Here is a 13,496-nt window from a genome sequence, read left to right on the forward strand (position 1 = left end):
CATGGGGCGCTACGTCATACGACGCCTGCTCCAGATGGTGCCCGTGTTCATCGGCACCACCTTCCTGATATTCGTCATGGTGCATGTGCTCGGCGACCCCGTCGCCGCCATGTTCGGCGACCGCAAGCCCGACCCGGCCACCGCCGCGGCGATACGCCACGAGCTGGGTCTCGACAAGAACGTCTTCCTGCAGTACTGGGACTACATCACTGACATCTTCCGCGGCGACTTCGGCACGGCCTTCAACGGCCAGCCCGTCACCGAGCTGATGTCGACCGCCTTCCCGGTGACCCTCAAGCTCACCGCGGTCGCGATCACCGTCGAGGCGGTCATCGGCATCACGCTCGGCATGCTGAGCGGTCTGCGCCCGGGCCGGTTCACCGACAACGGCTCGCTCGCCTTCACCATGCTGATCATCTCGGTGCCCACCTTCGTCATGGGTTATCTGCTGCAGTACCTGCTCGGCGTGAAGTGGGGCGTGCCCGGCACCATCTCCGTCGACCCCGACGCCCCGATCAGCCAGCTGCTGATACCGGGCCTGGTGGTGGCCGGTGTCTCCCTCGCGTACGTCACCCGCCTCACCCGCACCTCGGTCGCCGAGAACATGCGCAGCGACTACCTGCGCACCGCCGTCGCCAAGGGCCTCCCCCGCCGCCGCGTGGTGGGCGTGCACCTGATGCGCAACTCGCTGATCCCCGTCGTCACCTTCATCGGCGCCGACGTCGGCGGTCTGATGGCGGGCGCGATCATCACCGAGAAGATCTTCAACATCCACGGCGTGGGCTTCCAGCTCTACAACGGCATCCTGCGCCAGAACGTCCAGACCGTCGTCGGGTTCGTCACCGTACTGGTGATCGTCTTCCTGCTGGTCAACCTGCTGGTGGACCTTCTCTACGCCGTGCTCGACCCGAGGATCCGCTATGCCTGACCTGCTTGAGAAGAACGCGCCCGGGCAGACCGGTGCCCCGCAGGCGGACAAGCCGGAGAAGGCGCGCAGCCTGTGGGGCGACGCCCGCTCCACCCTGCTGCGCAGCCCCGTCTTCCTGATATCCAGCGCCCTGATCCTGCTGCTGCTCGTCGTCGCGTTCTGGCCGGGGCTGTTCACCTCGACCAGCCCGTACGACTGCGACCTCGCGAACTCCCGCGGCGGCTCGGCGAGCGGCCACCCCTTCGGCTTCGACACCCAGGGCTGCGACGTCTACGCGCGCACCCTCTACGGCACCAAGGCCTCGATCATGGTGGGCCTGTTCACCACGGTCGGCGTCTTCCTGCTCGGCGGTCTGCTGGGCATGCTGGCCGGGTACTTCGGCGGCTGGTGGGACGCCATCCTGTCGCGGATCACCGACATCTTCTTCGGTATCCCGATCGTGCTCGGCGGCCTGGTGATCCTCTCGGTCGTCCGCGCGGACACCGTCTGGCCGGTGATCGGCTTCATGGTCGCCTTCGGCTGGCCGCCGATCGCCCGCGTCGCCCGCGGCTCGGTGATCACCGCCATGGGTCAGGACTACGTCCAGGCCGCCAAGGCGCTCGGCGCCGACAACCGGCGGATCATGATGCGGCACGTGCTGCCCAACGCCGTCGCGCCGGTGATCGTCGTCTCGACCATCGCGCTGGGCACGTTCATCTCGATGGAGGCGACGCTGTCCGTCCTGGGCGTGGGCCTGCAGCCGCCCACGGTCTCCTGGGGCCAGGACATCTCCAACGCCGCCCTGCAGTACCGCAACGCCCCGCACATGCTGATGTGGCCGGCGGCCGCCCTGAGCCTGACCGTGCTGTCGTTCATCATGCTCGGCGAAGCGGTCCGCAACGCCCTCGATCCCAAGCAGCGGTGAGGGAGGACCTGACATGACTGAGAACCTTTCGAAGGACGCGAGCACCCCGCTGCTCGAGGTGCGCGACCTGCACGTGGAGTTCCACACCCGGGACGGCGTGGTCAAGGCCGTCAACGGCGTGAACTACTCCGTGAACGCGGGCGAGACGCTGGCCGTCCTGGGCGAGTCCGGCTCGGGCAAGTCCGTGACGGCGCAGGCCGTCATGGGCATCCTGGACATGCCGCCCGGGAAGATCCCGCAGGGCGAGATCCTCTACCGCGGCAAGGACATGCTCGCCATGCCCGCCGAGGAGCGGCGCAAGCTGCGCGGCGCGAAGATGGCGATGATCTTCCAGGACGCGCTGTCGTCGCTGAACCCGGTGCTCAGCGTCGGCTACCAGCTCGGCGAGATGTTCCGGGTGCACCGGGGCATGTCCAAGAAGGACGCCAAGGCCAAGTCGATCGAGCTGATGGACCGCGTGCGCATCCCGGCGGCGAAGGAGCGGGTGAACGACTACCCGCACCAGTTCTCCGGCGGTATGCGCCAGCGCATCATGATCGCGATGGCGCTGGCCCTGGAGCCGGACCTGATCATCGCGGACGAGCCCACCACGGCCCTGGACGTCACCGTCCAGGCCCAGGTGATGGACCTCCTCGCGGAGCTCCAGCGCGAGTCCAACATGGGCCTGATCCTGATCACCCACGACCTCGGCGTCGTCGCCGACGTCGCGGACAAGATCGCGGTGATGTACGCGGGCCGGATCGTCGAGCAGGCGCCGGTCCACGAGATCTACAAGGCGCCCGCCCATCCGTACACCCGGGGTCTGCTCGACTCGATCCCGCGCCTGGACCAGAAGGGCCAGGAGCTGTACGCGATCAAGGGCCTGCCGCCCAACCTGCTCCGCGTGCCGAGCGGCTGCGCCTTCAACCCGCGCTGCCCGATGGCCACGGAGGCGTGCCACACCGACGTGCCTCAGCTCGAGGTCGTCGGGGCGGGGCGGAAGAGCGCCTGCCACCACTGGAAGGAGCAGCTCCATGGCTGAGCCGATTCTCCAGGTCCGCGACCTGGTGAAGCACTTCCCCATCACCCAGGGGATCCTCTTCAAGCGGCAGATCGGCGCGGTCCGCGCCGTGGACGGGGTCTCCTTCGACCTGCAGCAGGGCGAGACGCTCGGCATCGTCGGCGAGTCCGGCTGCGGCAAGTCGACCGTCGCCAAGCTGCTCATGCGGCTGGAGACGCCGACGTCGGGCCAGATCCTGTACAAGGGCGAGGACATCGCGAAGCTGTCCGGCCGGGCGCTCAAGGCGGTCCGCCGGAACATCCAGATGGTGTTCCAGGACCCGTACACGTCCCTGAACCCGCGGATGACGGTCGGCGACATCATCGGCGAGCCCTTCGACATCCACCCCGAGGTGGCGCCGAAGGGCTCCCGCCGGGCGAAGGTCCAGGAGCTGCTGGACGTCGTCGGCCTGAACCCGGAGTACATCAACCGGTACCCGCACCAGTTCTCCGGCGGCCAGCGCCAGCGCATCGGCATCGCGCGGGGGCTGGCGCTGCGGCCCGAGATCATCATCTGCGACGAGCCCGTCTCGGCCCTGGACGTCTCCGTCCAGGCGCAGGTCGTGAACCTCATGGAGCAGCTGCAGGGCGAGTTCGGCCTGTCGTACGTCTTCATCGCGCACGACCTGTCCGTGGTCCGGCACATCTCCGACCGGGTCGGTGTGATGTACCTCGGCCGGATGGCGGAGATCGGCACGGACGTGGAGATCTACGACCACCCGACGCACCCCTACACCCAGGCGCTGCTGTCGGCCGTGCCCGTCCCGGACCCCTCGACGCGGGGTCAGCGCGAGCGGATCATCCTCTCCGGCGACGTGCCGTCGCCGGCGAACCCGCCGTCGGGCTGCCGGTTCCGTACGCGGTGCTGGAAGGCGGTCGACCGCTGCGCGACGGAGACGCCGGTCCTGGCGATCCCGACCCGCTTCGCGGGCTCGGGCGCGGGTGCGGACCACGCGTCCGCGTGCCACTTCGCGGACGAGAAGGACGTCGTCCACGCGGTGGCGTAGGGCGTCTCGTCGGCATGACGCCGCGGGCCCCGGTCTTCCCTGGTGGGAGGCCGGGGCCCGGTGCGTTCAGCCGATGTGGCTGAACTGCAGGACGCGCAGGCCGTGAGTGGCATGGCTGACGAGAAGTACGGCGATGACGTTGTCCACGGTCAGGCAGCGCACGGTGCCGTCGTCGTGCCCATAGGCCTCGGTACGGCCGATCGGATCAGCCCGGGCCTCGATGAGGGCCGCCCCGAACGCCCGGCGGACCGGCTGCCGCCTCGCGGGCCTTGAGTTCTTCGGCCCGCTCGAGGGCGGCCGTCAGGTCCTCGGCGATGCGCTGCCACTTCTTCAGCACCGGCAGTATTCCGTCGACCGGGACCTGGTTGACCTCCGCGAAGAACTGCATGCGCACGGATGCCGGAATGGCCTCCGAGATGCGGGCGATGGTCCAGGTCTCGGTCGCGTTCACCGGGCAGGCTCCTCTCGCCGCTCTCAACGTATCGCGCGCCGATCGCGCATCCGGGCGGTTCCGTGCCACGAGTGGCCGCACGGCGGGGGGCGTGCGGATGCGCACCGATCGCGTATCGGGTCATATGGGGCTCTGAGTATGACCTCGGACCCTATGGAGGACCTCGATGCGGGGTGGAACGCGCGGTGTCTGGGCCATCGCCGCGACGGCCGTCGCGGCGGCGGCGGTGAGCGGATGCGCGGGCGGCGGTGGCGGAGGGGAGCCGGACCCCGACGGGATCGTGCGGGCGTCGTGGAGCGACCCGCAGCGCCCCATCGAGCCGGGGAACACCAACGAGGTCCAGGGCGGCAAGGTCCTCAGCCTGATCACGCGCGGGCTCACGCGCTACGACCCGCGCACCGCCGAGTCCGTGAACGCGCTCGCGGAGTCCATCGAGACCCACGACAGCCGGACCTGGCGCATCACGGTCCGGAAGGGGCAGCGCTTCAGCGACGGGACCCCCGTGACCGCGAGGTCCTTCACCGACGCCTGGAACTACGCCGCCCACCTGAAGAACCACCAGGTCAACGCCCCCTTCTTCCAGTACGTCGAGGGCTACGACGACGTCCACCCCGCGGATGAGAAGTCCGCGCCCAAGGCCACCGCCATGTCCGGCCTCAAGGTCACCGGCCCCCTCACCTTTGAGGTCCGGCTCAGGCAGCGCTACGCCACCTGGGCCGAGACCCTCGGCTACGCCGCGTTCGCCCCGCTGCCCCGCTCCTTCTTCACCGACCACGAGGGCTGGATGAAGCGGCCGGTCGGCAACGGCCCGTACAAGGTCCAGGAGTACCGGCGCGGCAAGGCGATGAAACTCGTCGCCGACCCCGCGTACCGGGGACCGGACAAGCCGAGGAACGGCGGCATCGAGCTGCGCGTCTACACCGACCCCGGCACGGCGTACGCGGATCTGCAGTCCGGCAGCCTCGACGTCGTCGACGACATCCCCGCGGCCCAGCTCGCGCACGCCGCGGACGATCTGGGCGGCCGGCTGGTCAGCCGGCCCGCCGGGATCATCCAGACCGTCAGCTTCCCCTTCTACGACAAGGCCTGGCGGGGCAGGGACGCCGCGAAGGTGCGCCGGGGGATCTCGATGGCCATCGACCGCGACACGATCACCGAGGAGATCTTCCACGGCACACGCGTCCCCGCCCGCGACTGGACCTCGCCCGTGCTCGGCCGCAAGGGCGGGTTCGACGAGAGCGTGTGCGGCGAGGTCTGCAGCTACGACCCGGAGAAGGCCCGGCGGCTGATCGAGGAGGGCGGCGGCATCCCCGGCGGGAAGCTCGTGCTCACCTCGAACGTCGACACCGGATCGCACCGCGACTGGATGGAGGCCGTCTGCCACAGCCTCGACAAGGCCCTGGGGAAGAGCAACAGCTGCGTGGTCAACCCCGTCGGCACCTTCGCCGACTACCGGACCCAGGTCACCGACCGGAAGATGAGCGGGCCGTTCCGGGCCGGCTGGCAGATGGACTACCCGAACATCGAGAACTTCCTGTCGAAGCTCTACTACACCGACGCCTCCTCCAACGACGGCGGCCACAGCAACGCGGAGTTCGACCGGCTGGTCGACCAGGCGAACGCGGCCACCAGCGCCGAGGAGGCGGTGCGCACGTTCAAGGCCGCGGAGAAGGTCCTCGCCCGCGAGGTCCCGGCGATCCCGCTGTGGTACCAGAACGGCTCCGCCGGCTTCTCCGAACGGGCGCACGACGTCGCCCTCGATCCGTTCAGCGTCCCCGTCTACCAGGACATCACCGTCACCCGGTAGACCCACCGCCGCGGGGCGCGAGCCCCCGAGCCCGTACGAGGAGGGCGCCGATGGGGCGCTACGTCATCAGACGGCTGATCCAGATGATCCCCGTGTTCATCGGGACCACGCTGCTGATCTTCATCATGGTCTACGCCCTGGGCGACCCGGTCGCCGCGTTCTTCGGGGACCGCAAGCCCGACCCCGCGACGGCCGCCGCGATCCGGGAGAAGTACAACCTCGACAAGCCCCTGTGGCAGCAATACCTGCTCTACATGGGCAACATCTTCACCGGCGACTTCGGTACGGCCTTCAACGGCCAGCCGGTGACGGAGCTGATGGCCGAGGCCTGGCCCATCACCATCCGGCTGGCGATCCTGGCGATCATCTTCCAGTCCGTCGTCGGCATCACGCTCGGCGTGCTCTCCGGTCTGAAGCGGGGCGGGGTGCTGGACACCTCGACGCTGCTGGCCACCCTGGTGGTCATCTCGATCCCCACCTTCGTCATGGGCTATGTGCTGCAGTACCTGTTCGGCGTGAAATGGCAGATCTTCCCCGTCTCCGTCTCCCCGGAGGCGCCGTGGAACGAGCTGATCCTGCCGGCCATCGTGCTGGCGCTGGTGTCCCTCGCCTATACGACGAGACTCACCCGCACCTCCGTCGGCGAGAACGCCCGCGCCGACTACATCCGCACCGCCGTCGCCAAGGGCCTGCCGAGGCGCCGGATCACCGTGCGCCATCTGCTGCGCAACAGCCTTATCCCGGTGGTCACCTTCCTGGGCATCGACATCGGCAACCTGATGGGCGGCGCCATCGTCACGGAGCGCATCTTCAACGTCCACGGCGTCGGATACCAGCTCTACCAGGGCATCCTGCGCCAGAACGCGCCGACGGTGGTCGGCTTCGTCACCGTCCTCGTGATCATCTTCCTGCTGGCCAACCTGCTCGTCGACCTGCTCTACGCGGTCCTGGACCCGAGGATCCGCCTTGCGTGACCCCCATTCCGAACGGCCGGACGACGTAGATCCGCTGGCCAACGCCGGTACGGGCAGCGCCGAGCTGCCGAGCTCCACCGAGATCGGGTCGATGGACCTGGCAACGGAGGAGGCGGAGTCGCTGGAGAACGCCGACTACACCCACCCCGGGCCGCCCGGCACGGCCACCTCGGAGACCGAGGCCCGCAGCCTGTGGGGCCATGCCTGGGCCGATCTGCGGAAGAACCCGATCTTCATCATCTCGGCGCTGCTCATCGTGTTCCTGATCTTCATCTCGATCTGGCCCAGCCTGCTGGCCAACGGCAGCCCGTACGACTGCGATCTCTCCCACTCCCGCGAGGGGTCCTCGTCCGGCCATCCCTTCGGCTACGACAAACAGGGCTGCGACGTCTACAACCGCACGATCTACGGGGCCCGGGCCTCCGTCAGTGTCGGTATCCTCGCCACCGCCGGCGCCGCCCTGACCGGCACCCTGCTGGGCGCGCTGGCCGGCTTCTTCGGCGGCTGGTGGGACGGTGTGCTGTCGCGGATCACGGAGATCTTCTTCGGTATCCCGATCCTGCTCGGCGGCCTGGTCTTCCTCTCCGTGATCCCCAGCGGCTCGATCTGGCCGGTGATCGGCTTCATCATCCTGCTGGGCTGGCCGCAGATCGCGCGTATCGCCCGCGGTTCGGTGATCACGGCGAAGCAGAACGACTATGTGCAGGCGGCGCGTTCGCTGGGGGCGTCCAAGTCCCGGATCATGATGCGGCACGTGCTGCCCAACGCGGTGGCGCCGATCATCGTCGTCGCGACCATCGCCCTCGGTACGTACATCTCGCTGGAGGCGACGCTGTCGTTCCTGGGTGTGGGGCTCAAACCGCCGACCATCTCCTGGGGCCAGGACATCTCCGCCGCCTCCTCGGAGATCCGCAACGCCCCCCACATGCTGCTGTGGCCGGCCGCCTGGCTGAGCGTCACGGTGCTGGCCTTCATCATGCTCGGCGACGCGGTCCGCGACGCCCTCGACCCGAAGCTGCGGTGATGCCGACGTGAACGCCTTGCTTGAAGTACGCGATCTGCAGGTCGAGTTCCGTACCCGGGACGGGGTCGCGAAGGCCGTGAACGGCGTGACGTACAGCGTCGACGCCGGGGAGACGCTCGCCGTGCTCGGCGAGTCGGGCTCCGGCAAGTCCGTGACCGCGCAGGCGATCATGGGCATCCTCGACTCGCCGCCCGGGTTCATCACCGGCGGGGAGATCGTCTTCCAGGGCCAGGACCTGCTGAAGATGGGCAAGGAGGAGCGGCGCAGGACGCGCGGCGCGAAGATGGCGATGATCTTCCAGGACGCGCTGTCGTCGCTCAACCCGGTACTCAACGTGGGTTATCAGCTCGGCGAGATGTTCGTCGTACACCATGGGATGTCCCGCAAGGACGCCAAGGTCAAGGCGATCGAGCTGATGGAACGGGTGCGCATCCCGGCGGCGAGGGAGCGGGTGGGCGACTATCCGCACCAGTTCTCCGGCGGTATGCGCCAGCGCATCATGATCGCGATGGCGCTTGCCCTGGACCCGGAGCTGATCATCGCGGACGAGCCGACGACGGCCCTCGACGTGACGGTCCAGGCCCAGGTGATGGACCTGCTCGCGGAGTTGCAGCGCGAGTCGAACATGGGGCTCATCCTGATCACCCACGACCTGGGCGTCGTGGCGGACGTCGCGGACAAGATCGCGGTGATGTACGCGGGCCGGATCGTCGAGACGGCGTCCGTGCACGAGATCTACAAGGCGCCCGCCCATCCGTACACCCGGGGTCTGCTCGACTCGATCCCGCGGCTGGACCAGAAGGGCCAGGAGCTGTACGCGATCAAGGGCCTGCCGCCCAATCTGCTGGCCATCCCGCCCGGTTGCGCCTTCAACCCGCGCTGCCCCCTGGCGCGGAGCGTGTGCCTGACGGACCGGCCGCCGCTGTACGAGGTCACGGACGACGCGGGCCGGCCGATGGTGCCGCCGCGCGGGAGCGCGTGCCACTTCTGGAAGGAGCAGCTCGATGACGACGCCGCCCGCTCAGTCTGAGTCCATCCTGGAGGTGCGCGACCTCGTCAAGCACTATCCGCTGACGCAGGGCATCCTCATCAAGAAGCAGATCGGCGCCGTGCGCGCGGTGGACGGGGTGTCGTTCGGGCTGCGCCAGGGCGAGACGCTGGGCATCGTGGGCGAGTCCGGCTGCGGCAAGTCGACCGTGGCGAAGATGCTCGTCAGCCTCGAGAAGCCGACGGCCGGTCAGATCCTGTACAAGGGCGAGGACGTCACGAAGCTGTCGGACCGGGCGCTGAAGGCGGTGCGCCGGAACATCCAGATGGTGTTCCAGGACCCGTACACGTCCCTGAATCCCCGGATGACGGTCGGCGACATCATCGGCGAGCCGTACGACATCCATCCCGAGGTGGCGCCGAAGGGGTCGCGGCGGGCGCGGGTGCAGGAGCTGCTGGACGTCGTCGGTCTCAACCCGGAGTACATCAACCGGTATCCGCACCAGTTCTCCGGCGGCCAGCGCCAGCGCATCGGCATCGCGCGGGGGCTGGCGCTGCGGCCCGAGATCATCGTCGCCGACGAGCCGGTGTCCGCGCTGGACGTGTCCGTCCAGGCGCAGGTCGTGAACCTGCTGGAGCGGCTGCAGGACGAGTTCGGGCTGTCGTACGCCTTCATCGCGCACGACCTGTCCGTGGTCCGGCACATCTCCGACCGGGTCGCGGTGATGTACCTCGGGCGGATCGTGGAGCTGGGCACCGACGTGCAGATCTACGACCATGCCACGCACCCCTACACCCAGGCGCTGCTCTCCGCGGTGCCCGTGCCCGACCCCGAGGCGCGGGAGGGGCGGGAGCGGATCCTGCTGGCCGGCGATGTGCCGTCGCCGGCGAATCCGCCGTCCGGGTGCCGGTTCCGTACACGCTGCTGGAAGGCGCAGGAGCGGTGTGCGCAGGAGGTGCCCCTGCTCGTGGTGCCGCCGCATCTGGAGGGGGTCGGCGGGCCGGCGGAGCATCCGTCGGCGTGCTTCTTCGCGGAGGACATGTCTGCGACCGAGGAGTAGGCGGGGCGCGGCGGTCGGCGGGTGGTAGCCCAGGCGAGCGAATAGTAGGTCGACCGCATTGTGTCTTATGTCTATTTAACGCTGTATGACTGATACCTGTTGACGCGCCATGGGAACCCATGGGCCCGTCCGTCCGTGCGCAGCTCGCGCGGCGAGTAGAGGGAAGTCAACAGCGAATGAAGCGCATCTCACGACGCCATGCCCGCACGGTCTGCGGGGCCCTGGCAGCGGCGGCGCTCAGCGCCACACCGCTGGCGGGCGGCATCGCGGCTGCCCAGTCGTTGGGCGCGGGCAGTCCTGCCCTCGCGTACGCCGGCCAGACCCGAGTGCAGCCCGGTCCGCCCGCGGCGGGTTCGGACGAGGGTGAGTCCGACGACGGCCCGGGCGCGGACGCGGGCCGCGGCCCCGGACTGGACGCCGAATCGGACGACGGCCCGGGGGCGCACGGGGGTGCGGCCCTGAGCGCGGAGTCGGACGACGGCCCCGGCGCGGACGCGGGCAGCGGGGTCGACTGCCCCGAGGGAACGGTGCCGGTGCGGCCCGCGGAGGGCGTCGGGACCGGTACGGCAGCGGACGGCACGCCGCTCTCCGTGGCCGAGGCGGACCCGCACGAGTCGGACGACGGCCCGGGAGCGGACGCGGGCACGGGCGGAGGCATGGACGCGGAGTCGGACGACGGCCCGGGAGCGGACGCGGGCACGGGCCCGGCAGGGCCCGTTGCGGCCCCGGAGGCCCCCACCACGCTGCCGGAACCGCAGGTCTGCGCCCCCGCACCGACGGCGGCGGAGCCTGCCGAGACGCCGACCACGGCGGTGGAGCCGGGTGGGGAGCCCGCGGGTGAGGCCGTGCCCGTGCCGGGTGGGGAGCCCGCGGCCGAGGTCGTGCCGGTGCCGGGTGGGGAGCCGCAGCCGGGTGTGCAGCCGGTGCCGGTGGTCGTGCCGGTGCCCGTGGTGGAGCCGGGTCCGGTGGCGGAGACGTGTCCGGTAGGGACGATGCCGTTGCCGAGCACGCTGCCGGGTGCGGGGGCGGGTGACGTGATGTGTGTGGAGGCGTCGGCTGCGGGTGAGCCGGGTGCGGTGGAGGTCTGCCCAGAGGGTGCGGTGTCGATGCCCAGCACCCTGCCGGGCGCGGAGGCTGGGGATGTGATGTGTGCGGTGCCGTCCGCCGCCGGTCAGGCGGGCGCGGCGCCACAGCCAGGAGTCCAGCCGGTGCCGATTGTTCTGCCGCAGCCGGGCGTGGAGCCGGTGCCGGTGGTTGTGCCGCAGCCCGGTGTGCAGCCGGCCCCCGTGGTGGAGCCGGGTCCGGTGGCGGAGACGTGTCCGGTGGGGACGATGGCGTTGCCGAGCACGCTGCCGGGCGCGGGTGCGGGTGACGTGATGTGTGTGGAGGCGTCGGCTGCGGGTGAGCCGGGTGCGGTGGAGGTGTGTGCGGAGGGTGCGGTGTCGATGCCGAGCACGCTGCCGGGCGCGGCGGCTGGGGACGTGATGTGTGCGGTGCCGTCCGCCGCCGGTCAGGCGGGCGCAGCTCCGCAGCCGGGCGTGGAGCCGCAGGCTGGTGCGCAGCCCGCCCCGGTGGTCCTGCCGCAGCCGGGTGTGGAGCCGGTGCCGGTGGTTGTGCCGCAGCCCGGTGTGCAGCCGGCCCCCGTGGTGGAGCCGGGTCCGGTGGCGGAGACGTGTCCGGTGGGCACGATGGCGTTGCCGAGCACGCTGCCGGGTGCGGGGGCGGGTGACGTGATGTGTGTGGAGGCGTCGGCTGCTGGTGAGCCGGGTGCCGTGGAGGTCTGCCCGGAGAGTGCGGTGTCGATGCCGAGCACCCTGCCCGGCGCGGAGCCCGGTGACCTGATGTGTGCGACGCCGTCCGCCGCCGGTGAGGCGGGCGCAGCTCCGCAGCCGGGTGTGGAGCCGCAGGCTGGTGTGCAGCCCGTGCCGGGTGTTGAGCCGGTGCCGGTGGTTGTGCCGCAGCCGGGTGTGGAGCCGCAGGCTGGTGTGCAGCCCGTGCCGGGTGTGGAGCCCCTGCCGATCGTCCTGCCGCAGCCCGGTGTCGAGCCGGCGCCCGTCGTCCAGCCTGGGCCGACGGCGCAGACATGTCCGCTGGGCACGATGCCGTTGCCGAGCACGCTGCCAGGCGCGGGTGCGGGTGACGTGATGTGTGTGGAGGCGTCGGCTGCTGGTGAGCCGGGTGCGGTGGAGGTCTGCCCCGAGGGTGCGGTGTCGATGCCGAGCACCCTGCCGGGTGCGGAGGCTGGGGATGTGATGTGTGCGGTGCCGTCCGCCGCCGGTCAGGCGGGTGCCGCGCCGCAGCCAGGGGTCCAGCCTGGTGTGCAGCCCGCGCCGGTGGTCGTGCCGCAGCCCGGTGTGGAGCCGCAGGCCGGTGTGCAGCCCGTGCCGGGTGTCGAGCCGGTGCCGGTGGTCGTGCCGCAGCCCGGTGTGGAGCCGCAGGCTGGTGTGCTGCCCGTGCCGGGTGTTGAGCCCCTGCCGATCGTCCTGCCAGAGCCCGGTGTCGAGCCGGCGCCCGTGGTCCAGCCGGGGCCGACGGCGCAGACGTGTCCCGTCGGGACCGTGCCCCTGCCGAGCACGGTGCCGGGTGCCCAGCCCGGCGACGTGATGTGCGTGGTGGCGGCGGGAGCCGGCGATGCGGTCCAGCCGGCCGGCGCCGGCGAGGCGGGTGCCCCGCTCCCCGCCGCGCAGGCCGGCGCCGCGGCGCAGCCCGCGCCCGGTCCCGTGTCCTGTCCCGACGGCATGATGCTCGTCCCGGACTTCTCGTCCGGCGCCGCCCCCGGCGCCCTCGCCTGCATCACGCCCTACGGCGCGGGCGAGCCCGTCGAGCCGCAGAGCGGTGCGACGAGCCCGGCCTCCACCGGCGAGGTCCAGACGATCGCCGCACCGGGCGAGGCCAGTGAGTCGATGCCCGGGGAGAGCGCCGAGGCCGCCAGTGAGTCGACGCCCTGGGAGAGCGCCGAAGCCGCCGGTGAGTCGACGCCCTGGGACGGCGGCGAGGGCGCGACGACCGCACCCGGCGGCCCGATGTCCGAGCCCATGAACGGCGACACCGGCCACGACCAGCCCCGCGACCACGGCGGGCGGCACCTGCCCGACACCGGCGACGGCGACATCGCCGAGGTCACCCTCGTGGCGGCCGGCCTGGGTATCGCCGCGCTGATCAGCGGCGGGGCGATCGTCGCCCGGCGCGCGCGCCGCGAGGAGGGCTGACCCGCACCGGGAACCCACCGCGACACCGGGGCTGTGCCATCGAGTCGGTGAACGGCCGCGACCTGACGGTGGTGGGACTCGACGCGGTCTCGGGCACTCCGGTCGT

The 13,496-nt window shown here is 70.7% G+C and carries 11 protein-coding genes; 10 read left to right on the forward strand and 1 reads right to left on the reverse strand.

Annotation, left to right across the window (positions count from 1 at the left end):
* Window position 1: 1 nt before the first annotated feature.
* Genes AB0M28_RS17650 through AB0M28_RS17665 form a run of 4 tightly spaced genes read left to right on the forward strand, consistent with a single transcriptional unit; the run spans window position 2 to window position 3,877 of the window.
* A complete protein-coding gene (locus tag AB0M28_RS17650; RefSeq protein ID WP_365404986.1) occupies window positions 2-928 on the forward strand; it encodes an ABC transporter permease in 927 nt (308 codons plus the stop codon).
* Window positions 921-1,832 (forward strand): ABC transporter permease, encoded by a 912-nt coding sequence (locus AB0M28_RS17655; RefSeq protein WP_365404989.1) that lies wholly within the window; start codon window positions 921-923, stop codon window positions 1,830-1,832. Before AB0M28_RS17650 ends, AB0M28_RS17655 begins: the two co-directional genes overlap by 8 nt.
* A gap of 13 nt (window positions 1,833-1,845) precedes the next feature.
* Window positions 1,846-2,853: an ABC transporter ATP-binding protein gene (locus AB0M28_RS17660; RefSeq protein WP_365404992.1), complete on the forward strand. Its 1,008-nt coding sequence runs from the start codon at window positions 1,846-1,848 to the stop codon at window positions 2,851-2,853.
* Entirely contained in the window at window positions 2,846-3,877 is a 1,032-nt protein-coding gene (locus AB0M28_RS17665) for a dipeptide ABC transporter ATP-binding protein (RefSeq protein WP_365404995.1), read from the forward strand. Before AB0M28_RS17660 ends, AB0M28_RS17665 begins: the two co-directional genes overlap by 8 nt.
* Before the next feature lie 205 nt (window positions 3,878-4,082).
* Here the strand turns inward: AB0M28_RS17665 and AB0M28_RS17670 are convergent, their stop codons facing one another.
* Window positions 4,083-4,328, reverse strand: a complete 246-nt coding sequence (locus tag AB0M28_RS17670) for a hypothetical protein (RefSeq protein WP_365404998.1) — start codon at window positions 4,326-4,328, stop codon at window positions 4,083-4,085.
* Window positions 4,329-4,494: 166 nt separating this feature from the next.
* On the opposite strand from AB0M28_RS17670, the gene AB0M28_RS17675 reads away from it, so the two are divergent.
* The 6 genes from AB0M28_RS17675 to AB0M28_RS17700 all read left to right on the forward strand — a co-directional run bounded on the left by AB0M28_RS17675 (window position 4,495) and on the right by AB0M28_RS17700 (window position 13,390).
* Complete coding sequence (locus AB0M28_RS17675; RefSeq protein WP_365405001.1) at window positions 4,495-6,135, forward strand: ABC transporter substrate-binding protein; 1,641 nt, start codon at window positions 4,495-4,497, stop codon at window positions 6,133-6,135.
* A 50-nt stretch (window positions 6,136-6,185) separates the two neighbouring features.
* Window positions 6,186-7,109, forward strand: coding sequence for an ABC transporter permease (locus tag AB0M28_RS17680; RefSeq protein WP_365405004.1), 924 nt, complete (start codon window positions 6,186-6,188; stop codon window positions 7,107-7,109).
* A 91-nt stretch (window positions 7,110-7,200) separates the two neighbouring features.
* Window positions 7,201-8,133, forward strand: coding sequence for an ABC transporter permease (locus AB0M28_RS17685; RefSeq protein WP_365405022.1), 933 nt, complete (start codon window positions 7,201-7,203; stop codon window positions 8,131-8,133).
* Between the two features lie 7 nt (window positions 8,134-8,140).
* A complete protein-coding gene (locus AB0M28_RS17690; RefSeq protein ID WP_365405006.1) occupies window positions 8,141-9,163 on the forward strand; it encodes an ABC transporter ATP-binding protein in 1,023 nt (340 codons plus the stop codon).
* Window positions 9,138-10,181: a dipeptide ABC transporter ATP-binding protein gene (locus AB0M28_RS17695; protein WP_365405009.1), complete on the forward strand. Its 1,044-nt coding sequence runs from the start codon at window positions 9,138-9,140 to the stop codon at window positions 10,179-10,181. The genes AB0M28_RS17690 and AB0M28_RS17695 overlap by 26 nt, the downstream gene beginning before the upstream one ends.
* Window positions 10,182-10,357: 176 nt before the next feature.
* Window positions 10,358-13,390: a hypothetical protein gene (locus AB0M28_RS17700; protein ID WP_365405012.1), complete on the forward strand. Its 3,033-nt coding sequence runs from the start codon at window positions 10,358-10,360 to the stop codon at window positions 13,388-13,390.
* The last annotated feature ends 106 nt before the right edge of the window (window positions 13,391-13,496 follow it).

This window comes from Streptomyces sp. NPDC051940 (genome assembly GCF_040680895.1).
Taxonomy (GTDB): domain Bacteria; phylum Actinomycetota; class Actinomycetes; order Streptomycetales; family Streptomycetaceae; genus Streptomyces.